This is a genomic window from Marinobacter sp. L-80, assembly GCF_056859395.1.
In genome coordinates this window covers 12,668-35,276 of the sequence record NZ_JBSXOI010000075.1, presented here as the reverse complement: position 1 = coordinate 35,276, position 22,609 = coordinate 12,668, and the positions used below count along the sequence as shown (strand labels likewise).

Here is a 22,609-nt window from a genome sequence, read left to right as displayed (position 1 = left end):
GCTGCTAGCGGATGCAGTTCACGAACGGGAAGATGTTCGTGGCGCAGAGCATATCGGTGATGATGAACACCAGCAGGAACAGCACAATAATGCCGACAACACCCTGCCCTGCAGGTGCTTCGGCAAGCTGACGCTCGAAATCCGCCAGTTCCGCCGGCGTGAGGTTCTGGATGCGTTCCTTGACCTGGTCCTGGCTGACCCCGAGGTCTGCCAGCTTGGCCTGAACGTCCTGTCTGTCGAGCATGCTGATAAGCTCTTGCCGATCCAGTTGAACCTGTTGTTGGCCGATCATCTCGCCGGTTCCAACCATGCCGGCAGTAGCGGTAGCCGACCAGACAGAGCCCAGCGCCATCATCATCGCCATGAAAAAGGAAACGTACCTCAGGTGTTTGCGAATGCCTGACATGATTCACTCCTGTTATTGGCTACTTCCGCTGTAGCTGATGTGTTGGGTCATGTTGCACTACTTTCACGATAGATCAGTCTGTTGCGTTCCCTCAACCTACAAAATGTTCATGATCCCCGGACTTCAAGCTTGCGCTCCGGCCAATGGAGGATCGCTGAGCGAGTAACCATCCTGGTGGCCAGCTCAGGAAAAGCCTGGCGGATAACCTCGGCCCCGAAGTCTGCCAGGAATGCCGATTTCAGTTCCGCCCGGGCTTTCTGCGTGCCCGGCTCCTGATAGGGCGCAGAGCAAAGCAGCAGGAAACCATCGTCGGGAATCCGGCCGCTGTCCATATTGCTTTTGATAATCCCTGCCGCCTGGCGGATGGGGTGAGATAGATCCGGACTGTAGGGACCAATGATCAGGGCCACGTTCGGCGCGTGCAGGAAATCGAATCCCCGGCCGAGGCAGATTACCCATTCCCGGTGCTCGATGTTCAGCTCCCGGTCAAACTGGCGGATCTCGTTGACGTGTCGGATATTGCCCTCAACCAGGGGCAGCAGATCGCGTTGCACCGGTTCCGGCATATCCGGACAAAGGGATGCGATTTCGGAGGCCATGTCGTCAAGTCTCGACACAGGAATGGTGGACAGATCCAGCGTTCGCTCCTGGCTACCGTGCAGAACCAGCGCATCCTCGTCACTCTCGAAACCACATACCAGAGGATAGACCGTGCGGTGGCCGTTCCCGAACAGTTTTTCCACCTGGCTGCGGATCTGGAACGCATGGCGCATGGCGGCCTCACGGTCGCAGTCAAAGCCGGCGCAGCCCCGTTCCCGTAAACCTTTTGAGTAGTGATAGGTAATGATGATCAGCACCCGGCGCCCCTGACTGACTGCCTGCTGTACCGTGTCCGCAAGCATGTCGCCCAGATAGGGCCAGCCCAGCTCAAAGATGCCGCCGAGATTCCTGAAGGGGTGTATGACCCCAAGGGGCGTCTGGGTCACGTAGGGCAGGTGAATGCGACCGTCCATGCACTTCATGGCAATGATCTGGGTGTTGTGCTCCGCCAGGTAACGCTGCCTGGCCAGATGGTTTTCCGGACTGCAGAAGCTGGCCGAGTGGGCCCGGCTCAGTTCCATCAGCCAGTCGATCCGTTCTGAAATGGGGCGTGCATGTACCGGTGTTGTCATGGCTGTGTCCTGTGATGTTCAGAAGGTCGACAGGCCGGTGGCCTCCATTATCCGGTAGCGCCAGTAGCGAAGCCTGGATTCATCGGCCCAGTCCTCGTAGGGCAGGCTCATTACCGGATCGTCCCCGGACCCTTGTTGCCATTGTTGGTCGAAAAAGTCTCTGGCCCGGGTGGCAACCTGCGACTGGTCGGCCACCGACACCCAGACATCGGCTTCGAGATTCAGGTCGTCAAGATTGCGCCGGGTAAAATTCGCCGATCCCAGCAACAGCTCTGTTGCGCCGTTTTGTTTGCCCAGCAACAGAAGCTTACTGTGACATTGCTCGCCCAGGGTATTACACCAACGGACGGGAACGCCTGCCCGAACCAGTTCCATGGCTACCTGTCGATTGGGAATGCCACTCTTCTGGTGGCCGAAGGCCTCGTTGTTGGCATCAAGCAAGACCCGCAGCGCCACGTTCCGTTTTGCCGCATCTATCAGGGCTTCGACGATATCGCGGTGGGAAAGATAGAACATGGCCATATCCAGTTGGTCGCCTGCTGAGGCCTTTCGAATCATCGCCAGGGCCTCATCCAGGATGGCTGATTCTGTCAGCACTGCCACCCGGGGCATTGCAGTGTCATCGGGTGGCGCAGTCGCTTCTGAAACCTGACTGATTTGCTCATCGATCGGTTGGGTGTTGGCGCCGGACATGGCGAGCACGGCACGCTCGCTTTTCAGCAGATCAATCACCGCCGGGCCCTTGAAACTCAGCCCCAGGTTGCTGTGCCGGCTGCTGCCGTCGTGGGGATTGGCCGAGGTAACAATGGCTCTGAGGGAACCGGCCTCATCCGCAACTACAACCTTGCGATGGTTGGCCTTGAAGTTCAGCAGCGCGAGGTAGCTTCGAAGGGTAACGGGCCTGGTGCCCAGGGCGTTGTCCAGCCAGCCGTCCCGTGGGTTGTTTCCGAACCACTGGCAACACAGGCGCCAGATCGTAGACCAGGTCGGGTTGCTGTCTCTGAGTGGACGAAGCGCGGTCTCCACAACTGGAATGCCACCATTACGCAGGGCCTCGAACCAGGGTGAGATAGTGCCGCCGTACATGGTGTTCAGAGGATCGGAGATCACTGTGATGGAGAGCTCCGGTTTTTCTGCCTTCCTGGCCAGTAGTGCCTCCGTCAGTTGTTGTGCCAGAGGGCGGTGGGCGACATTCTCCGGTGCGGTGCTGTTAAATAGAAACATGTCGACGAGAATGAACTCGTTGGCCTGTCCCACAAGCCGGAACACTTCGTCGAAGATTTCATGGTCGCGCTCTTCCCGGCCGTCCTGATAGTGACGGGTGACGTCTGTCAGCAGGACGGGTTCCTCCAAAGGCACAGCGGTTCCACGATAGCTGATGCCCGGTGGCAGTGGCTTTTGTGTGTGGTACAGGCCGATGCCGGCCAGGGTGAGCAACAGCAGGAGAATCAGTAACTTCAGTGTCATGTGTGTATTTCCATCATCCCTGAGGTAAACGACGGCATAACTATACGTGACCTCTCTCTCAGGTAAACAAACACTTACAAAAAACACCCCGGCCGTTGTATCGAAGTTCCGCCACGCTTCCTAAACTAGTCAGATCAACCATTTATAACAAAGTTGCCTGTGAACGCCATACTCTCTTTCATTCCGCGCCTGTTCAGTTTGCGGGCCGTTATTCTCGTTCTGGCTGTTGTGTTTGCCCTGATGGGTGACCAGCTTGCTCTCGTTGGCTGGGCCGACCGCGCACTGTTCAGCATTTTCGGCGTGCCAGACGGCTCTGACCCGTCCACGATTGTCCCGCAGGAGGCATTCGGGCCGGCTATGGCTGATCGGGGCCTTTCGGAACCACTCTGGTCCGACATGGCAGTGACCGCAGGGCTGGCGATTGCGGCCCTGTATCTGGTGCTTGCTATCCCGGCGATGGGCGCAGCCGTTTCCCTGCCTGTCACGCTTTTGCTTGGCGGCTCGCTCGTGGTGATCCAGGCCGCGTTGATGTTCTACCACAACGTCTGGGTTCCGTTTGGCGTTGTGCTCACTTTGCTGGTGGTTGGTTATGTGGTGATGCTGTTCTGGCTGCAGCCACGGAAACACATCCGTGTACTGACAGACAATGTGCGCGATGCGCGGCTGAAGCTGGCCAAGGTGTTTCTGCAGCAAGGCCATACAGACGAGGCCCTTGAAGCGCTGGATCGCTGCCCCGACTGTGAGAGCGAGATCGAGCTGCGCTACGATGTCGCCATCCAGCAAGAGCGCAAACGCCAGTACGACAAGGCGGTCAGCACCTACCGCAGTATTCAGGAACGAAAAAAAGGTTTTCGGGACACCGCCGCGAGGCTGTCGGCACTGGAGAAGCTCGCACCGGATAACTCGTTGGTGCAGGGAGGGAGTTTCGACAACACCCGCACCCTGTTGATGCCGGAACCGTCAGTGAGTCGCCCGACCCTGGGGCGCTATGAAATCGAGCGGGAGATTGGTCGTGGTGCCATGGGTGTGGTCTATCTGGGCAAGGATCCGAAGATTGCCCGAACCGTTGCTATCAAGACCCTCAGCTACCAGGCCTTTGATGATGGCCAGCTGCAGGATCTCAAGGAGCGATTCTTCCGGGAGGCAGAAGCCGCTGGCCGCCTGAGCCACCCGGCTATCGTTACCGTGTACGACGTGGGCGAGGAGGCCGACCTCGCCTACATCGCCATGGACCATGCGAAAGGGCGGCCCCTCAGTGAATTCGGCAGATCCGGCCGGTTACTGCCCCTGCCCAGGGTGCTGGATATCGTTGCCCGAGTGGCAGACGCATTGGCCTACGCCCACAGCCAGAAAATCGTCCATCGCGACATCAAACCCGGAAATATTATCTTCAATCCCGACTCTGGCGACATCAAGATCACCGATTTCGGCATTGCCAAGATTTCCGATGACTCCCGAACGCGCACTGGGGCGGTCATGGGCAGCCCGCTGTATATGTCGCCGGAACAGTTGAAGGGCCAGAAGGTCACCGGAGCTTCTGATATCTATAGCCTGGGCGTGACCCTTTACAAGCTGGTGAGCGGCGAAACGCCCTATCAGGGCGACACCCTGGCCAACCTGACCTACCAGATTCTTAACAAGCGCCCGCGCAGCGTCCGCGAGTTCAACCCGGATCTGCCAAACGGGGTGGTCCGTCTGATCAACAAGGCCATCCAGCGAGAGCCGGACAAGCGCTTTGCCAGTGCAGCAACCATGGCAGAGGCTGTGCGTCGTCTGGCCGTTCGCGAAGCTGGCCAGGAGGTGTCCTGATGCGCTATCACGTTGCTGGTCAGAGTCACCGGGGAGCCGTGCGGGAGTCGAACCAGGACGTTGTCGACTGGCGGATCAATGATGCCGGTGATCAGGCGTTACTGGTGGTTGCCGACGGCATGGGTGGGCATCAGGGGGGGGAGGTCGCCAGCCGTCTGGCAGTTGATGCCGTTATCGAATCCCTGGAACCGGCCATTGCTGGTGCCGCGTTCGACGGCACCGATGGTGCCATCCGGGAACATCTGGAGAGGGCCTTCTCGCTGGCCAATGAGCGGATAGTGAACCGCCGTTCCGGGGACCCGAAACTTGAAAAGATGGGCACCACACTGGTGGTGGCATGGGTGATTGATGATCAAGCGCACATTGCCCATGTCGGCGATTCCCGGTGTTACAGCCTGCGTAGCAGTCAGGCGGTATGTCTGACGCGGGACGATACCGTGGTCCAGAATATGCTGGAAGACGGCAGCATTACCGCGGCGGATGTGCCCAATGTGCCGTTCCGGAATGTTCTGACCAGGGCAGTGGGAGCAGTGGAGCAGGCGGATCCAAGTTATCGGCGTGAGACCCTTGAAGAGGGGGACGTGCTCCTGCTGTGTTCCGATGGGTTAACCGATTCGGTCCCGGAATACCGGTGGCTTGAGATCCAAAAGGAAAGTGGCGGCATGGAGCGCACGGTTCAGGCACTGATTGATGCCGGCCTGGCAAACGAGGCTGGCGACAATGTGTCTGTGGTATTACTGACGTTGGAGTATTGAGGAAACTGACATGGCTTCGCTTTCGCAACTGGTGGATAACGTGGTTGTTACCACCTTTGAACTCGGGCAACCGGAAACCCGCATCGGTCGGCGCCCGGATAACGATATCCAGATCGATGAGATTTCCGTGAGCGGTCAGCACGCCCTGATAGAAGCGGTGCCCAACGCCTATCTTGAAGGAACGGTGGATTACTACATCACCGACAGCAACAGCACCAATGGCACCTTCGTGAACGAGCTACGGGTTGCTGACCGGCAGCGCCTCAACAGCAACGACATGGTGCGCATTGGCTGGAACGAGTTTCGCTTTATCGACGAAGAAGAGCAGGCGCTGGAAAAAACCGCTTACATCCTCGACTGACAGGAGCGGTTGCTGCCCGTTTTACCGGATCCGATCCTGGACAAATCGGCTGAAACGGGACAAAAGTGAGGACGCGTCTGGCGCTGGTTTTACCCCGGCGATCAGGGCCTCGGCATCCAGCCCCTCCCGGGCCAGGTCCGGCGCCTGTACTTTCAGGTAGGCACTCATAATGGCGTCCGTGAACTCCGGATGGAACTGCACGCCCCAGGCGCAGGGGCCAATTCTGAAGGCCTGGTGCGGCTCGAACCGGTTACGCCCCAGCAGCACCGCGCCTTCGGGCAGGCGCAGTACGGATTGCCGATGCGTCAGCTGTGCCGGGAATGTCTTTGGGAGGTCGCGGAACAGGACATCGGAGGCGGCTTCTGGGAGAAGTTCAATCTCGTGGGTGCCGGTTTCCCGGCCATTCGGATGGTAACCCGCTTCCCCGCCCAGCGCGTGGGCCAGTAACTGGTGGCCGTAGCAGACACCCAGTACCGGCACTTCACTTTTCACAGCCTTTGCCAGCCAACGACCCGCGTTTTCGCTCCATTCGGCCCGGTCGCTGACCATGGCAGGCGAGCCTGTCACCACAATGCCGTCCCAGTCCTCCGGGTTGCCCGGCAGTTCGCCGGCTTCGGCGTTGGCTACAGTGATCTCCAGCTCCTTTGAAAGCCCCCGCAGGAACCATTCGTCAAAATCGCCAAACTCTGCCCGAAGGTCCGGGTAGGTGGTTCCTGTTTTCAGGACCACTATACGCGCTTTGCGGATTGCGGGAGCGTTCTTCTGCATGGTGTTATCTTCCTGCATGGCCGGAGGCCGGGCTGTTTACTGGTCTGGCAGCTCGGCATTGTGGAATACGTTCTGTACGTCGTCCAGCTCGTTCAACATGTCCAGGAATTTCTCGAACAGGGGGATATCATCACCTTCCACCAGCGTGGTGGTTTTGGGCAGGAACTGGATTTCATCCACCTCAAAATCGATGTCTTCAATGGCGTCCACCAGCGCCTGACGGGCTTTAGCGTATTCGGTGTTCGGCGTGAACACGGTGATCAGACCGTCTTCATTTTCGATGTCGGTGACATCCACATCCGCTTCCATCAGCGCCTCGAGAACGGCCTCTTCATCCTCGCCCTTGAACGCAAAGATAGCGCTGTGGTCGAACATGTGAGACACCGCACCGGGCGTTCCGATCTTGCACTTGGTTTTGGTGAAGGCCAGACGCACATCGCCAAAAGTGCGGTTCGGGTTATCGGTCAGGCAGTCGACAATTACCATGCAGTTGCCCGGTCCATAGCCTTCGTAGCGAGCGGGGGAATAGTCCTCGCCAGCGCCACCCTTGGCTTTGTCGATGGCTTTCTCGATCACGTGGGAGGGCACTTGGTCTTTCTTGGCCCGCTCGATCAACCCGCGCAGGGACAGGTTGGCCTGGGGGTCGGGGCCTCCGGACTTGGCGCTCATGTAAATCTCGCGGCCGTACTTGCTGTAGACCTTGGTTTTTGCCGCAGCCGTCTTGGCCATGGATTCTTTGCGGTTCTGGTAGGCTCTGCCCATCTGCGCTGCCTCTTGGTTCTCTGGAAAAGGCCGGATTTTACTCAACATTGCCGGTTTGGGACAGGCTTATTTGGCAACCGTTCTGGCCTAGACGTAATCAACCGGTCGGCGATAGTTATCCTGTGTCATCAGGTCGATACCGCACTCGATGTCGCTGACCCAGTTCAGGAAGCGATCAACCATTACTGGCCCTTCAAAGCGTTTGCCATGCTGGGGCACGATCATCGAAACGTCCACGTCGCGGACCATGTTGGCCCACAGTCTGCAGACCTTCTGAGACGCGATGTAGCGCCGATGGAAGCCAATCATGCTCGGTATGTGCTTGTCGAAGTCTTTCACTGGCAGATGATCGTCCTCACCACCCAGCGAAGCTCCAAGGTCGCCGGAGAAGAGGATCTTGGAGACCGGATCGTAAAACTGAAGATTGCCTACCGAATGCATGAAGTGGGCTGGCAGGCACTGCAAATAGGACTCGCCAAACTTCACATTGGCACCGGCATCCGGAATGCTGACGATGCGGTCGTACACGCTGCCACTGAGCTGATTGGTCACGTAGCTGGAAACCAGGTGCGGAAGGAACCGTGCCCATAGTTTCGAGGTGACGATTTTCGCGCGGGTATGAACAATCCAGCGGTCGATGGCGCCAATGATGTCCGGGTCCTGGTGAGAGGCGAACACGTAGTCCATATCGCGAATGTTCATATAACGAGACGCGGCCACCGACAGGGGAGTGTAGGTCAGGTCACCGCCCGGATCGATGAGCGCTTCGTGTTTTCCGTCGACAATCAGGAACTGGTTGGACTGGACGCCCTCGCCGGTCACCAGGGAATCGAACATCAGGCATTTGTGGTGTCCATTATCGAACAGGACAATCGGCTCGGCTGCCATTTCGGTCTCCCGCTGAATACAGTGTGGTCCGGCCGGAATGGCCGGATATTGCAAGCTGCGCGGAGATTACAAAATTGACAAAAGCCAACTATTGCCTCAGGTCAATTCTCTGATATTCCTCAAGTAACGATTTGTTGTTGCCGACCATCAGGCCAGCCGGGGCACCCGTTTGATCCCGCGGCGAATGCCCTGCTCCAGGGCGCTGCTGACCACCTTGCCGGTAAACGGCACGATGTCTTCGAAGGTGATGGTGTAGTTCACCCGGGTATGACCTTCAGGCGTGTCCTCGAACCGGATACGGCCAAGGTGATTGCGGATCGGACTCATGCTGGTGATGGTGTACTCGATCAGTGAATCCGGCTCGAAGTTGGTCACGGTTTCTTCCAGGCCCACCGGCCCAATGCCGATCTTGCGAACGGAACCAATCCCGTTCGGGTCGGCCTGGTCGCTGTCCTTGATGCGTTTGACGGGCGCACCCAGCAGTTTTCCAAAACGGTGGTGGTCGGCGAACAGGGCAAACACCCTTCGTCGCGGTACATCGAAGGTTTCATCAATTTCTATGGTGTACATGGCCATCAGCTCACTCTTTTTGTCGTTTGATATACCAAGCCTAAACCCTTGGCTCCTACAACAAAAGTCGTAGAAAGCGGCAGGTTTCAATCTGGCCCGGTCTGACCGTTCAGTGCCGCGCAGTATGCCGGTAGTCCCGGGGCGACTGGCCCATTACCTTTTTGAAAAGCCGTGAAAAATAGTAGGCGTCGTCGTAGCCCAGCCGTCGGCTGATGTCCGCAAAACTCAGGCTGCTGGTATCCAGCATCTGGCAAGCCCGCTCTACCTTGAGGTGCAGGAAGTGCTGGATCGGGGAGGTTCCGGTCTGCTCCCGATAGCGGGTGGCGAAATGGGCGGGGGACAGGCCGGCAAGGTCAGCCAATTGCTCCAGGCTGATACGCTCATCCAGGTGCTCCCGCATATAGTTGTGGATGGTTTCCAGCTCGGCCTGCCGTTCATGCCCGGTCTCGTCGGCGTTGATCGGAACCGCCGCTAACAGTTGCCGTAGCCGGTTGGCCGCGTGGATAAGGCCGCGGGCCCGGAAACCGGTCTGCCGCACCGACAGCAGACCATTGAAGTCAACCAGAAGCCGGGGTTGGCGGCCCAGGTGGCGAATGCGGGTCGGGCCGTCAAAACCCATATAGTGTCGGAAATCCTCAGCCAATGGTCCGGTGTAGTGCACCCAGTGAATGGTCCATGGATTGTCCGGATCGGCGGTATAGCGGTGGTTGGCGCCGGCCGGCAAAAGCAGCAGGTCGCCAGCCTCCACCGTGTAGGGCTCACCGCCGACGTTCAGGAACGCCCGGCCCTCGGTACAGTAGATCAAAAGATTGTCGTGATGGTGCTCCCGGTGCATATGGTGGCCCACGGCGCGCCGATAGTGGCCGAACGCCAGCGGGTAAAGATCCCGGGTGAGCGGATGGCTCGCCAGCAGTCGGATGATTGGTTCAGGCACGACGTAGCGAATGCTGTCTTTGGGCACCGGCCACTGTGAGGTTTGGGTCATTTCAGGTCTTTTGTTTTTAGGCTTAATCGAAAGATAGTCCATTACGGGCGAAATTTAGTCAATCACCCCTTGGTCGATCCCGTGCTAGCCTTTGGTTAAACGTGGCCGCAACCCTTTGGTTCTGGCCGGCTTCCCGCACAACAACAAACAGGGACATCAACATGAAAAATGTACCGCTGTATCTCGCAGGTGAGTTCGTCGATAGCCAAACCAGTGAATGGATCGACGTTACCAACCCCGCCACCAACGAAGTGATCGCCAAGGCGCCGTGCACCACCGATGCGGAAATGCGTAAGGCCATCGAAAGCGCTGGCGAAATGTTCAAGACCTGGAAGGAAGTGCCTGTCTCAGAGCGCGCCCGGGTTATGCTCCGTTACCAGGCTCTGCTGAAAGAGCATCATGATGAGATCGCCGAAATCCTGGCGCAGGAAACCGGCAAGACCTTTGATGATGCCAAAGGTGATGTCTGGCGTGGCATTGAAGTGGTCGAGCACGCTGCCAACGTCGCTTCAATGATGATGGGCGAAACCGTTGAAAACGTGGCCCGCGAGGTGGATACCCATTCCTGGATCCAGCCGCTGGGCGTATGCGCGGGTATCACCCCGTTCAACTTCCCGGCCATGATTCCGCTGTGGATGTTCCCGATGGCCATTGCCTGCGGCAACACCTTTATCCTGAAACCGTCCGAACAGGATCCGCTGACCCCTATGCGCCTGGCAGAGCTGTTTGAAGAAGCCGGTGCGCCCAAGGGCGTTTTGCAGGTGGTTCACGGTGGCAAGGAGCAGGTTGACGTACTGCTGACTGATCCCGCCATCAAGGCCGTTTCTTTTGTAGGTTCTGTGCCAGTCGGCCGTTACATTTACGAAACCGGCACCCGCAACATGAAGCGTGTACAGAGCTTTGCCGGCGCCAAGAACCATATGGTGATCCTGCCGGACGCTGACAAGCAGCAGGTGATCAATGCCCTGGTTGGTGCTTCAGTAGGTGCTGCCGGCCAGCGCTGCATGGCAATTTCCGTCGCCGTTTTCGTGGGCGAAGCCCAGCAGTGGATCCCCGAGCTGAAAGAAGCCATGGCTAAAGTGCGTCCCGGCGCGTGGAACGACTCCGGTGCCAGCTATGGCCCGATCATCTCCGCCAAGGCGAAGGACCGCATTGAATCTCTTATTGCGACTGGCGAAGCCCAGGGCGCCAAGCTCCTGCTGGACGGCCGTGGTTGCACAGTAGATGGTTTGCCGGACGGCAACTGGGTTGGTCCGACGCTGTTCTCCGGTGTAACCACCGACATGGACATCTACAACGAAGAGATCTTCGGCCCCGTGCTGTCCTGCGTCGAAACCGACACCCTCGGTGATGCCATCGAACTGGTCAACAAGAGCCCGTACGGCAACGGTGTGTCCATCTTTACCAGCTCCGGCGGTGCCGCACGTCGCTTCCAGCATGAAATCGATGTAGGACAGGTGGGCGTGAATATACCCATTCCGGTGCCCCTGCCGTTCTTCTCGTTCACCGGCTGGAAAGGTTCCTTCTACGGTGACCAGCATGCCTACGGCAAGCAGGCGGTTCGCTTCTACACTGAGACCAAGACGGTTACCTCCCGCTGGTTCTCCAGTGAAGCAACCAGCACCGAAGCTAACTTCTCTATCCAGTTGCGTTAATTGCGTTGAAGGTGGGGTATTTGGGCCGGAACCTGTTTCCGGCCCCTTGTTTTCCCTGCCCAATGCCAAGCCTTCTCTATCTGGAGCGTAACGATGGACTTTAACCTCACCGAAGATCAGCTGGCGTTTCGCGAAGCGGCTCGGGCGTTCGCTGAAAAATCCATGGCTCCCCATGCGGCGAAGTGGGATGACGAGCATATCTTTCCGGTCGATGTGATGAAGGAAGCCGGAGAGATGGGTTTCATGGGTATGTACACGCCCGAAGCACTCGGCGGCATGGGCCTTTCCCGTCTGGATACGTCGGTTATCGTGGAGGAACTCGCCGCTGCGTGTCCTTCAACCGCTGCGTTTATCACCATCCACAATATGGCTACCTGGATGGTCGCCAGCTTTGCGTCTGATGATCTCAAGCAGGAAATCGTGCCTAAGCTCGCCAGTGGCGAATGGCTCGCCTCCTACTGCCTGACCGAGCCGGGTGCCGGTTCAGACGCGGCCAGCCTTCGCACCAAGGCCGTGCGGGATGGCGACAGCTATGTGATCACCGGCAGCAAGGTATTTATTTCCGGCGCCGGTGCCACCGATATTCTGGTGCTGATGGCCCGGACCGGAGCGCCGGATTCTGGTTATAAAGGCATTTCCACCTTTGTGATTCCCGCAGATGCCGATGGCATTTCCTACGGCAAGAACGAAGAAAAAATGGGCTGGCACAGTCAACCGACCCGGATGATCAGCCTCGAGAATGTCCGCATTCCGGCCAGCAACCGGGTGGGTGACGAAGGTGATGGGTTTGCCATCGCCATGAAAGGCCTCGATGGCGGCCGGCTGAACATTGCTACCTGCTCCCTAGGCGGTGCTCAGGCGGCTCTTCTCCGCGCCCGAAACTACATGCATGAGCGCGAACAGTTCGGCAAACCGCTGGCGGCTTTTCAGGCCTTGCAGTTCAAGCTGGCCGACATGGCCACCAATCTGGTTGCCGCGCGGCAGATGGTTCGCCTTGGCGCGTTCAAGCTCGACAACGCCGATCCGGAAGCGACACTGCACTGTGCCATGGCCAAGCGTTTCGCCACCGATGCCTGTTTCGAGGTAGTCAACGAAGCGCTGCAGCTTCACGGCGGCTATGGCTACATTCGCGAATATCCGCTTGAGCGTTACCTGCGCGACCTGCGAGTGCACCAGATTCTGGAAGGCACCAACGAAATCATGCGTCTGATTGTTGCCCGTCGCCTACTCGATGACGGCGTGGCTGAGGCAATTCAATAATCATAGAAATGGGGCCAGATGACGATTTCGTCTGGCCCCATTTTCAGGATGAGGAATAAGAAATGAGTGACCTGATTCAGCTCGAAAAACGCGGACACATCGCGGTACTGACTATCAATAATCCACCGGCTAACACCTGGACAAAGGATTCCCTGATTGCCCTGACGAAAATCGTCAATGAACTGAACGAAGACCGGGACATCTTTGCTCTGGTGATGACCGGGCAAGGCGAGAAGTTCTATTCCGCCGGCGCCGATCTGAAAACCTTCGCCGATGGCGACAAGGCACGGGCCAATGAGATGGCTCAGTTGTTCGGCGAGGCGTTTTCCACGCTGGGCCGCTTCCGGGGTGTCTCCATCGCTGCAGTGAACGGGTATGCGATGGGTGGTGGCCTGGAATGCGCCATGGCTTGCGACATCCGCATTGCCGAAGAGCACGCCCAGATGGCGCTGCCCGAGGCCGGCGTTGGCTTGCTACCCTGCGCCGGTGGTACCCAGAACCTGCCCTGGTTGGTAGGTGAGGGCTGGGCCAAGCGGATGATTCTGTGCGGTGAGCGGGTAAAAGCTGATACCGCACTGCGGATCGGCCTGGTTGAGGAAGTGGTGCCGAGCGGACAGAGCCTTGATAAGGCGCTGGAGCTGGCGGAAATGGCGTGCCAGCAGAGCCCGTCGTCTACCGCCCGGTGCAAGACCCTGGTAATGAGCGCCCGTGATGGCCGCAGCCACGACGACGGCTGGCGCATGGAGCGGGAACTGTTTGTCGAGCTGTTCTCCACCGAAGACCAGAAAGAAGGCGTAAACGCATTTCTCGACAAGCGCAAACCGGAATGGAAAAACCGCTGAAGCCGGCTGGAAAAGGCTGGCTCAAGGACCTGTTATGAGTGATCAACCCATTGTCTTTGAAGAATGGAAAACGGGCGACGGCACGCTGATCGCCGTGGCCCGATTGAATACGCCGAAGGCGCTGAACTCGCTTTCTCTGGAGATGATCCGGTTACTGACGCCACAACTGAAGCGCTGGGCGGAAGATCCCGCAATCCAGGCTGTCTGGTTGGAATCCGAAGGCGACAAGGCGTTCTGCGCCGGTGGAGACATCGTCGCGCTGTATCGCAGCATGACTGAACCGCAGGGTGCAAGCGAGGGCGAGGCGTTCTTCAACGAGGAATATGAGCTGGATTACCTGATCCATACTTTCCAGAAACCGATCGTATGCTGGGGACATGGCATCGTGATGGGTGGCGGCATGGGCATTATGGAGGGCGCTTCCCACCGGGTGGTGACCGAAGGCTCGAAACTCGCCATGCCCGAGATCACTATCGGCCTGTACCCCGATGTCGCCGCCGGCTGGTTCCTTAACCGGACCCCCGGCCGCACAGGCCTGTTTCTGGGGCTGACCGGCGCCCGCCTAAACGGTGCCGATGCAGTTTTCACGGGGCTGGCAGATCGCTTCATCCGGCATGATCTGAAGGCCGATGTTGTTGCTGCACTCTGCAAGCGTGACTGGCAGGGCGAGGATCCTCACGCCGTGGTTGGCAGCGTGCTCCGCCAATTCGAGCGTGAGAGCATCGATGCCATGCCGGAATCACCGGTTCGTACGCATTTCGATGAGATCAACCGGGTAACCGATGCGGACTCTCTGGAAGCAACGGTTAGCCAGTTGAAAGAACTGTCCGGAGGCGACGGATGGGTGGCAAAAGCAACCCGCTCCCTGGCGAGTGCGTCACCCACATCTCTGGCTCTGGTCTGGCGGCACCTGCACGGTTGCAAACACAACAGCCTGAAAGAGGTGCTCGATAAGGAACTGGTACTTTCCACCAAGTGCCTCACCAAGGGCGAATTCGCCGAAGGTATCCGCGCGCTTCTGATCGACAAGGATCAGCAGCCCCGCTGGCGCTATGCGTCTCTTGCGGAAATGGATAGTGCGTGGATCGACGACTTTTTTAGCTGATCTATTACAAGAACAAGGAGGAAAGACATGGCAAAAATTACCTTCATCGGCCTCGGTAATATGGGCGGCCCCATGGCCAGCAACCTCGTGAAAGCGGGCCACGAGGTCACCGTATTCGATCTGTCCAAAGACGCTGTTGCCGCCCTGGTGTCCGAGGGCGCGAAAACGGCAGACACCGCCCACGAAGCAGCCAACGGCGCAGAGTGCGTCATCACCATGCTGCCGGCCGGCCAGCATGTGGAAGCGGTATACCTGGGCGATGATGGCCTGCTAGCAAAACTGCCGGCTGGAACCCTGGTGATTGACTCTTCCACCATTGCCCCAGAAACAGCCCGTGGCGTAGCCGAAGTGGCACGCGCCAAGGACATTCCATTCCTTGACGCGCCAGTCTCTGGCGGCGTTGGCGGTGCCAAGGCCGGCACTCTGACGTTCATCTGTGGCGGCTCCGAAGAGGCCTTCAACAAGGCCAAGCCGATTCTCGATGCCATGGGCAAGAACATTTTCCACGCCGGTGATCACGGTTCTGGCCAGGTGGCCAAGATTTGCAACAACATGCTGTTGGCCATCCTGATGTCTGGCACCAGCGAAGCGCTGGCGCTCGGCGTAAAGAACGGTCTGGATCCGGCGGTGCTCTCGGAAATCATGAAGCAGAGCTCTGGTGGCAACTGGGCGTTGAACGTCTACAACCCCTGGCCAGGTGTGATGGAAGGTGTACCCGCGTCCCGTAACTACGAAGGCGGTTTCCTGGTGAACCTGATGACCAAGGATCTGGGTTTGGCCTTCGACAACGCTGTGAAGAACCAGGCCTCTATTCCCATGGGCTCTCTGGCCCGTAACCTGTTCCAGCTGCACGCCGGGCAGGGTAATGGCAGCCTGGATTTCTCCAGCATCCAGCGGCTTTACAAGCCTGAATAAAGATTGGGTAAGGACACGATCAAAACGCCGGACGGGCGCTACCTTGTAGTTAAGGGGCGCCTGTGGCGTTGTTCGAATCCCGATCTTCCACAGGCAAGGGATTAACCTTCGGTCTTTTCGTTGAATAACCGCGAATACGCTGTTAATGTTTCACCCGCTACGATGGAAGAGCTGCCAGGGATAGTGCAGTTTCTGTAGCAGAATCATCCGGATTGATGACTTCAAAGGATTGAAGACATGCCCCAGGCAAATGGATTGCAGTTCACCGTCCGTGTTGGCGGTCTCCCCTCTGATATTTTTTCACTTGTTGGCTTTACCCTGACCGAACGCCTGTCCGAGGTTTTTTACGGTCGGCTTGAGCTGGCCAGCACCGATCCGTCAATTCAGGCCGCGGAAATTCTTGAACAACCGGTGGATCTTGTGGTCTGGCAGGATGGCGAGCCGCTCAGGCGCTTCACCGGTGTGGTCAACGAATTCGTTCGGGGCGATGCCGGTCATCGGCGAACCCGCTATGAACTAATCATCCAGCCGCCGCTCTGGCGCCTTGGCCTGATGCACAATAGCCGGATCTTTCAGACCCAAAGTACCGAGGCCATCGCGCGAACTTTGATGGAAGAGCGCGGCATTATCGACTCGGTTTTCGATCTGAAACGCACTCCAGAGCAGCGGGAGTATTGTGTTCAGCATCGAGAAAGCGACCTGGCCTTCCTCGAGCGCCTTGCGGCTGAAGAGGGTTGGCATTACAGGTATGAACACGGGAGCGTGGACGCAGAAACACAGCCGGCGCTTATAATCGCCGACCATCATGGCGATGCACCGAAGCTTGAGCCGGCAGAATATAACGCCAAAGCCGGCGGCAGCAGCAGGCGCCCGGTCGTGTACCGATTTCGATATGAAGAGCGGGTGCGGGTGGCCTCTGTGGCCATGAAGGATTATACCTTTAAGAATCCCGCCTATGGTCTGATGCATCAGCATGCTTCCGGCGACCTGAAGCACCGGGAAGACTACCAGCACTACGATTACCCCGGCCGCTTCAAGGCCGATGCCAGTGGCCAGCCGTTTACCGAAGCCAGACTTCAGTCTCTGCGTAATGATGCCAATACCGCATCCGGTGAGAGCAATCGCCCGGACTTCAGCGTCGGCGCCAAGGTTGAACTGAAAGAACATGACAGCGCCGGCTTGAACCGGGAATGGCTGCTAACCGAAGTTACTCATACTGGTTCTCAGCCCCAGGCGTTGGAAGAAGAGGGAGGCAGCGAACCCACCACTTACCACAACCAGTTCAATGCAATACCGGCCGATCTGACCTGGATACCGCAGAGGGCCCACCGTCCTCTTATGGACGGCCCGCAAATCGCGATTGTTACCGGCCCGGAAGGCGAGGAGATCCACTGCGACGAATATGGTCGGGTGAAAGTGCGCTTTCCCTGGGATCGATATTCAAAGAATGATGAGCACAGCAGCGCCTGGCTCCGAGTCAGTCAGGGCTGGGCCGGCGGGCAGTATGGCTTCATGGCCTTGCCACGAATCGGCCACGAAGTGATTGTCTCCTTCCTGGATGGCGACCCGGACCAGCCCATCATCACCGGGCGAACCCATCACATCTCCAACACGCCACCCTATGGGCTGCCGGAGCACAAAACCCGCACCACCCTTAAAACCAAAACCCACAAAGGCGAGGGCAGCAACGAACTGCGGTTTGAGGATGAGGCGGGCCAGGAACAGATCTACGTTCACGCCCAGAAAGATCTGGACCTGCTGACGGAAAACAACCGAACCGAGGTGATCAGGAATGACAGTCACCGAACCGTGGAGAATCATGATTTTTGCCAGGTAAAAGGCAATGCGCACCGAGCGGTCGATGGCGAACAGCGAGAATCGGTCGGAAGCGATTACAGCCTATCGGTCGGTGGCAGTCTTCACAGCAAGCAGGGCAAAAATCAGCTCGTTGAAGCCGGCACCGAGATTCACCACAAGGCGGGCATGAAAGTCGTGATTGAAGCAGGCGCCGAACTCACGCTCAAGGCTGGGGGCAGCTTTCTGAAGCTGGATCCCAGTGGCGTTACGGTCTCCGGGCCTTCGGTTCGCATGAATTCCGGTGGTGGGCCAGGGAGTGGAAGTGGGGTGGCAGATAAAGCCCCTGCACTGCCTGCCGGCATTGTTGGCCAAGACGGAAGTTCGGGCGCTGCGCAGCTAGAGGAAACCGACCAACGTGATACAGGAAAGAGTGCTCCGCAGGTTCTGGCAGATCACTCAACACTGCTGAAGGAATCAGCCAACCAGGGAGCGCCAGTCGTTTCCGATTGTGAGTTTGACGAGAATGGACGCTGCAAACTACATCAGCACGCTTGATAGTCTGGATTTGCTGGCCCAGGAACCCTCCAGCGCGGACTTTGCCATCATTGACCTTGCGGTCGACGATCGCTTCCTCAGGTTTCTTTACGAAGCTGATCAGCACGGCTCGGTTCAGTGGTGGAGCCTTCTGGAGAATACCCGATGGCAGGCCTCATGGAATCAGGGACCCATACTCTTGGCGTTCAATGGAGACACCCAATTTCTTAAAAAGCTTAAAGAGAAATTGCGCTTTATGCCGCTGGGAATCGTCATTGACTCGCCGGAAAGCTCGACATGTGTCTTCAATTGGGCTCAGGGATGGTTGCTATCCCTTGGAAAGTCAGATGAGCGCCTTTTCCGATTTTACGATCCAAGATCTTTTCGTCCATTGCTGGCGGCTTTTGCAGCGCGAGAAAAACAGATCATTAGTTCCGGTGTGACGATCTACTGGCATAACGGGTCTGGTTGGCATGGATACCGGTCGCCTGACAACGCCATAAAGGAAGAACTCCCTGAACAACCTTCGTTGGTTCAGGCTGAACTCTCCGAGTTGCCGGCCTTCAGATCGGCTGATCGTGCAATGGTCTATGAGCAAGTCTATCGGGATTATTTGCCTGAAACCGGAGACCGAAGAGTCTGGGTTTTGGAGCAGCTTCAGAGAGCCTCGAAACTTGGTTTTGAAACTGTTTCTTTACAAGAGCGTTGGTTACGACTTTGCATCCGCATTGGCTCTGATCCGATTGCTAGGGCAGATGTTCAGGAAGTGATTAGAAGGTCGGAGATGACGCCGGCGGACCGTTTGAATGCGATGGAGACCATATTGGAGGGCAAGGATGCCACAGCATGAAGTTCAGTCAGGAGAGACACTTTCAGCTATTGCTTCGAAATATCAGGTCTCGTTAGATGCGATCAAAAGTGAGAACCCGATTATCAAGGATGTGAACCACATAGAGGCTGGCTGGAATCTAACTATCCCTGAAAACTCCGCTGATCGGGGTGTACTTCCGGCAGCGCAGTCGGCTAACGATGATACAAAAGATGATCTCGAGTGCTCTCAGTGCTCGATCGAGTGCGAAGCGCTTGTTCATGTTACTGGTGAGGAGGACACGGTTTATGCGCTTAGCCGCACTCAGCTGCAGGATCTGTATAGGGAGATTGAGACTCTCAACAAGCCTTTGGCTGAGTTGAAAAGGGCCGAGGCGGGGCCTGTAGAGGATATACCTGCTGCGCGCGAAAAGGCTTGGGGCAGCCTTCGAAAGTTGGGGGCACTCCCCGAAACTGAGCAAAGCTCTACAGCAAAGGAGCTGCTCAATGACTACGAGGCCCGCTGGAAACGAGAGCGACAACGACTCGAGCATCAGCGCCGTAGAGAAAAACGGATTGAATATGAGATCAACCAGATCCGTAGCCAGATTCTGTTGCCCGCGAGCGAAGCCAACCTAACTGAAAGGAAAGACCTGCTCTCAGTAAGAGTTTTCACAACGCTTTGTGCCGAACTGGAAGCGACACTGCCCGGAGTGAAGGCAAAGGTTGAGGCCCACGAGCTAATAACTGAAGCCAGTCGGCAAGATCTGGATGAAATGGACGAGAGGCTCAGGTTCCTCAGGGCGGCTTTGGAGGCTGAGCTTCAGTATCGGATGGTTCAGAACGATCAGGACGCAGATAGCCACCAAGTGCAAAGGCTCAAACACGAAACCCAGGAACTGAAGAAATACACGCGTTGGCCGGATTTCATTGCTGAGGCTGATCTTCAGTCTTTGGTAGACAAAAAGAAGCGACTGAACGAGCTCGATGATGAGCTGATTCCCTACATGGATTACGTCAACGAATATGCAGCGAGAGTGTCCTGGGTCGTCCGGCTTTGGAACGTAATCCACCATGAAGAAGTCGAAAAGCACCGTAACGAACAGCAGGAACGACGGGATCTTATCGTAGATATAGAGAAAACCCTTAGGCGTTTGGTGGAAACCAGTCCGCCTTCAGCCGTCGATGTTCTCGCCAAGCCAAACCTCGGCTCGATGAAGTCTCGCCCCCTGGTTGAGCTTAAGCATACCGGTGGCGCGGGTTACCGCTACGCCCGCCAGGAGGTTCTGAATCAATTGCGCGGTAACTGGAAGGCGCTCAAGACTTCGGATGTTCGTGCAGTGATGAGTGCTTCCGACTTTGAACGAGCCTGGGACGAGGCGAAAAACGGCCTTAAGAACGACCGGTCGCTCAAGGTGAAGTTGGCTGAGTGGCAGAGCAAAGAGGACAACTTCTTTAACCAGTTGGAAATTGAATTATTTAAAAAAGAAGCTTCAACCGAAGATGGTCGTTTCGCCGCAAGTGCCGAAGCCCAGATGTTCCGGTTTGCGGCTCAGTGCAGTCTGGAGTCTCGCTACGATCCACAAAAGGGTGAGGTTTACGTCGGTACCCAGATGCAGAGCGCATACAGCCTGCTGCAGGGTGAAGCGACCTTTGCCGCCCGGATTCCTGATGAGACCGGAGCCAAGATTGTTCTTGAGTACGAGAACCACGAGGGTGATCCGATACGGGTTCATTGTGGTTACTTCAGGGCAGATGCAGAGTATCGGATTCAGGGCTTTGCGGGTGCCTGTCTTTCTCTCGCCTCAAACGCGAAGTTATCCAGCGCACCCGGGAATGTTGGTATCTCTGGAGAGGCAAATGGTGAAGCTTTCGCTGGCGCAACTGTAAGTAATGAAGCCAGATTTGGGATTAAGTGGAAGGCTGTCTATAGGGAAGTTGATGAAGCCACTGATGACCTAACAAGAGGGGATTCCGAGTTTGAATTGCTGGCTGAGGTAAAGCCAGAAATTGCGGTTTCATCCGGAATCGGTTTAGGTTTTGACTACAAAATTGAGCTTGTTGAAGGCAGGCTCGTTGCCTACTTCAAGGGGAGTTTGGTTCTTGGCCCCGGTGGGAGCGGTGGCATTGCTGCTGAGCTGAATGCTGGGCAGGTGTGGGAGCTGATTAAGTTCATTAGGTGGTCGCTCGAGCAGAGCGATTTTCGCTTTTTAGACTGGATTTCTGAAGAGGCCTTCGACAGTTTATCTCGCCTCTTGAGTATATTTGCTTGCAGTGAGGAGGCTTTTTCGGCGTTAGTTGCGAAGGGAGCAGATACTTTATTGGAACTCTGGCGCTCGCTTTACCGAGCAGATGAAGAGGTACGAAAGGTTGCGGAGGGGGTGCTGAAAAATAATCGACTGAGGTTACTGACTCCGTCTGCCAAAGCGCAATTGCTGACGATAATGGTTCGGGATAGTGGGCCGATTCTGGGTCGAGGAGATCCGCATCGTGACATCGCAACGAAAGCTATGATTGAAGTTTTTGAAACAATTCGCAGCCATCGAGAACTCATAGAAGTTCTGAAAAGAATTGGGAATGATTCAGGGAAGGGCTCGCTCCAAGATTTAATGAGCAACTATTACAAGCTCTTCCCGCGTCGATTGTTCCAATCGACGCAATCTGAAAGGGTTGAGAATTGGCTTTCTTCAGTAGTTTAATCTTCTGAGAAGGAACAACGAAAGCCAGTGGATTCGTTTGTTACCCGCTCTATGGCTTTGCGCCTTGTGACGGTTGTGTTGCCAGAGAAATCTCTAAAATCGCCGCCTCGGAGGACTCGGAATGGCTCGTTGCTCCAGCTTTCTATGATTGGAGTCTCGGGTCCCTCTGGGTTATTGATCGGGGAGCGCTCATAGTAATCGGCGCGATAATAATCGCTCACCCATTCAGCGGCATTGCCCGACATGTCGTAAAGGCCAAGTGGGTTCGCCGGGAAGGTTCCTGGCGGCTTTGGGAGCGTTTTTTTCTGCTCTCGATACTGAGATGGGCGTGGCGCCATGGTTATGCCTTCTTCCGCATTTCCGTTTTCTGTTGCATAGCGCAACATTTTCCCTCCGCTTCGGGCCGCATATTCCCACTGCGCCTCGGTTGGAAGTTGAATACTCGTATCAGTTTGAGACCCTAGCCACCTGCAAAACTCCGATGCATCCGTCCACGACACCACCGCTGGTAGGTTCGGCTGGAAACGTTCTGGATGTTTTTCCCTGAGAATTTCATAAGAGTTGTTCGAGTGTTTGTAGTTAGTCACATCCATGAACAACTCGAAATCCCCTTGTGTCACTTCGTATTTCTGAATATAAAAATCATCAACGATGACACGATGAGCCGGGATGGTGTCGCTACGAACACTCCACCCCCCGGGATTCCCCATCATAAACTCCCCACCTTCGACAAAAACCATGGCGTCCATCTGGCGCTGAACCATGTCTTTTGCCTGGGATTCGTAATAGAGGCTGCATCCGGAAAGGGCAGAGGTGACAACAAGTGAAGAAAAAACGAGGTAACGCATGCTTGCTCCGTGCAGTGGGGTTAACACTCCATGTGTTAGCAGCATTCTATCAACTTGCTTGAAGCAACAGAATTACCAGAGAGACAGTTTGTGCCCATTGGCGGAACCGCGTCTCATCTCATGACTTCCAAGCCCTGTTGAATCAAGTATAATTTCGACGTTCGAAAACAGGGTGTTTTCGAAATAAGGAAGCAAACTTCAAAG

Annotated in this window: 20 protein-coding genes; 11 read left to right on the top strand and 9 right to left on the bottom strand. The window is 56.6% G+C overall.

What is annotated here, in order from left to right:
* Window positions 1–4: 4 nt before the first annotated feature.
* The 3 genes from AC13E3_RS17190 to AC13E3_RS17180 all read right to left on the bottom strand — a co-directional run bounded on the left by AC13E3_RS17190 (window position 5) and on the right by AC13E3_RS17180 (window position 3,045).
* Entirely contained in the window at window positions 5–406 is a 402-nt protein-coding gene (locus AC13E3_RS17190) for a PA2779 family protein (RefSeq protein ID WP_291909629.1), read from the bottom strand.
* Window positions 407–513: 107 nt separating this feature from the next.
* Window positions 514–1,578, bottom strand: coding sequence for a carboxysome shell carbonic anhydrase domain-containg protein (locus AC13E3_RS17185; protein ID WP_069184216.1), 1,065 nt, complete (start codon window positions 1,576–1,578; stop codon window positions 514–516).
* An 18-nt stretch (window positions 1,579–1,596) separates the two neighbouring features.
* Window positions 1,597–3,045: a phospholipase D family protein gene (locus AC13E3_RS17180; protein WP_482902278.1), complete on the bottom strand. Its 1,449-nt coding sequence runs from the start codon at window positions 3,043–3,045 to the stop codon at window positions 1,597–1,599.
* A gap of 159 nt (window positions 3,046–3,204) precedes the next feature.
* Between AC13E3_RS17180 and AC13E3_RS17175 the strand changes: the two genes are divergently transcribed.
* Genes AC13E3_RS17175 through AC13E3_RS17165 form a run of 3 tightly spaced genes read left to right on the top strand, consistent with a single transcriptional unit; the run spans window position 3,205 to window position 5,970 of the window.
* Complete coding sequence (locus tag AC13E3_RS17175) at window positions 3,205–4,854, top strand: protein kinase domain-containing protein (protein WP_482902277.1); 1,650 nt, start codon at window positions 3,205–3,207, stop codon at window positions 4,852–4,854.
* Entirely contained in the window at window positions 4,854–5,609 is a 756-nt protein-coding gene (locus AC13E3_RS17170) for a protein phosphatase 2C domain-containing protein (protein WP_291909620.1), read from the top strand. Before AC13E3_RS17175 ends, AC13E3_RS17170 begins: the two co-directional genes overlap by 1 nt.
* Window positions 5,610–5,619: 10 nt before the next feature.
* Window positions 5,620–5,970 (top strand): FHA domain-containing protein, encoded by a 351-nt coding sequence (locus AC13E3_RS17165; RefSeq protein ID WP_069184220.1) that lies wholly within the window; start codon window positions 5,620–5,622, stop codon window positions 5,968–5,970.
* A 21-nt stretch (window positions 5,971–5,991) separates the two neighbouring features.
* Here the strand turns inward: AC13E3_RS17165 and AC13E3_RS17160 are convergent, their stop codons facing one another.
* The 5 genes from AC13E3_RS17160 to AC13E3_RS17140 form a co-directional block, all read right to left on the bottom strand.
* Window positions 5,992–6,738 carry a glutamine amidotransferase gene (locus AC13E3_RS17160; RefSeq protein WP_291909616.1) on the bottom strand — a complete coding sequence of 249 codons (747 nt, stop codon included), beginning with the start codon at window positions 6,736–6,738 and terminating at the stop codon, window positions 5,992–5,994.
* A gap of 36 nt (window positions 6,739–6,774) precedes the next feature.
* The gene (locus AC13E3_RS17155; protein WP_209398551.1) at window positions 6,775–7,500 is read right to left on the bottom strand and encodes a YebC/PmpR family DNA-binding transcriptional regulator; all 726 of its coding nucleotides are present in this window, start codon (window positions 7,498–7,500) and stop codon (window positions 6,775–6,777) included.
* Between the two features lie 87 nt (window positions 7,501–7,587).
* Entirely contained in the window at window positions 7,588–8,388 is an 801-nt protein-coding gene (locus AC13E3_RS17150) for an oxygen-binding di-iron domain-containing protein (protein WP_291909611.1), read from the bottom strand.
* A 147-nt stretch (window positions 8,389–8,535) separates the two neighbouring features.
* Window positions 8,536–8,964 (bottom strand): SRPBCC family protein, encoded by a 429-nt coding sequence (locus tag AC13E3_RS17145; RefSeq protein WP_069184223.1) that lies wholly within the window; start codon window positions 8,962–8,964, stop codon window positions 8,536–8,538.
* 103 nt (window positions 8,965–9,067) lie between these two features.
* Complete coding sequence (locus AC13E3_RS17140; protein ID WP_136631625.1) at window positions 9,068–9,943, bottom strand: AraC family transcriptional regulator; 876 nt, start codon at window positions 9,941–9,943, stop codon at window positions 9,068–9,070.
* A gap of 161 nt (window positions 9,944–10,104) precedes the next feature.
* On the opposite strand from AC13E3_RS17140, the gene AC13E3_RS17135 reads away from it, so the two are divergent.
* The 8 genes from AC13E3_RS17135 (at window position 10,105) to AC13E3_RS17100 (ending at window position 21,557) form a co-directional block, all read left to right on the top strand.
* Window positions 10,105–11,598 carry a CoA-acylating methylmalonate-semialdehyde dehydrogenase gene (locus AC13E3_RS17135; RefSeq protein ID WP_069184225.1) on the top strand — a complete coding sequence of 498 codons (1,494 nt, stop codon included), beginning with the start codon at window positions 10,105–10,107 and terminating at the stop codon, window positions 11,596–11,598.
* A gap of 93 nt (window positions 11,599–11,691) precedes the next feature.
* The gene (locus tag AC13E3_RS17130; RefSeq protein ID WP_291909602.1) at window positions 11,692–12,858 is read left to right on the top strand and encodes an acyl-CoA dehydrogenase family protein; all 1,167 of its coding nucleotides are present in this window, start codon (window positions 11,692–11,694) and stop codon (window positions 12,856–12,858) included.
* A 62-nt stretch (window positions 12,859–12,920) separates the two neighbouring features.
* Window positions 12,921–13,700: an enoyl-CoA hydratase gene (locus AC13E3_RS17125; protein ID WP_069184227.1), complete on the top strand. Its 780-nt coding sequence runs from the start codon at window positions 12,921–12,923 to the stop codon at window positions 13,698–13,700.
* Between the two features lie 34 nt (window positions 13,701–13,734).
* Window positions 13,735–14,805 carry an enoyl-CoA hydratase/isomerase family protein gene (locus AC13E3_RS17120; RefSeq protein ID WP_136631622.1) on the top strand — a complete coding sequence of 357 codons (1,071 nt, stop codon included), beginning with the start codon at window positions 13,735–13,737 and terminating at the stop codon, window positions 14,803–14,805.
* A gap of 27 nt (window positions 14,806–14,832) precedes the next feature.
* Entirely contained in the window at window positions 14,833–15,720 is an 888-nt protein-coding gene (mmsB, locus tag AC13E3_RS17115) for a 3-hydroxyisobutyrate dehydrogenase (RefSeq protein WP_069184229.1), read from the top strand.
* Between the two features lie 237 nt (window positions 15,721–15,957).
* On the top strand, window positions 15,958–18,072 hold the full coding sequence (locus AC13E3_RS17110; protein ID WP_482902276.1) for a type VI secretion system Vgr family protein: 2,115 nt from the start codon (window positions 15,958–15,960) through the stop codon (window positions 18,070–18,072).
* A complete protein-coding gene (locus AC13E3_RS17105) occupies window positions 18,041–18,901 on the top strand; it encodes a DUF4123 domain-containing protein (RefSeq protein WP_482902275.1) in 861 nt (286 codons plus the stop codon). The genes AC13E3_RS17110 and AC13E3_RS17105 overlap by 32 nt, the downstream gene beginning before the upstream one ends.
* On the top strand, window positions 18,888–21,557 hold the full coding sequence (locus AC13E3_RS17100; RefSeq protein WP_482902274.1) for a LysM peptidoglycan-binding domain-containing protein: 2,670 nt from the start codon (window positions 18,888–18,890) through the stop codon (window positions 21,555–21,557). Before AC13E3_RS17105 ends, AC13E3_RS17100 begins: the two co-directional genes overlap by 14 nt.
* On the opposite strand, the gene AC13E3_RS17095 is transcribed toward AC13E3_RS17100, so the two are convergent.
* Entirely contained in the window at window positions 21,554–22,405 is an 852-nt protein-coding gene (locus tag AC13E3_RS17095) for a formylglycine-generating enzyme family protein (RefSeq protein ID WP_291909580.1), read from the bottom strand. The genes AC13E3_RS17100 and AC13E3_RS17095 overlap by 4 nt on opposite strands.
* Window positions 22,406–22,609: the final 204 nt, after the last annotated feature.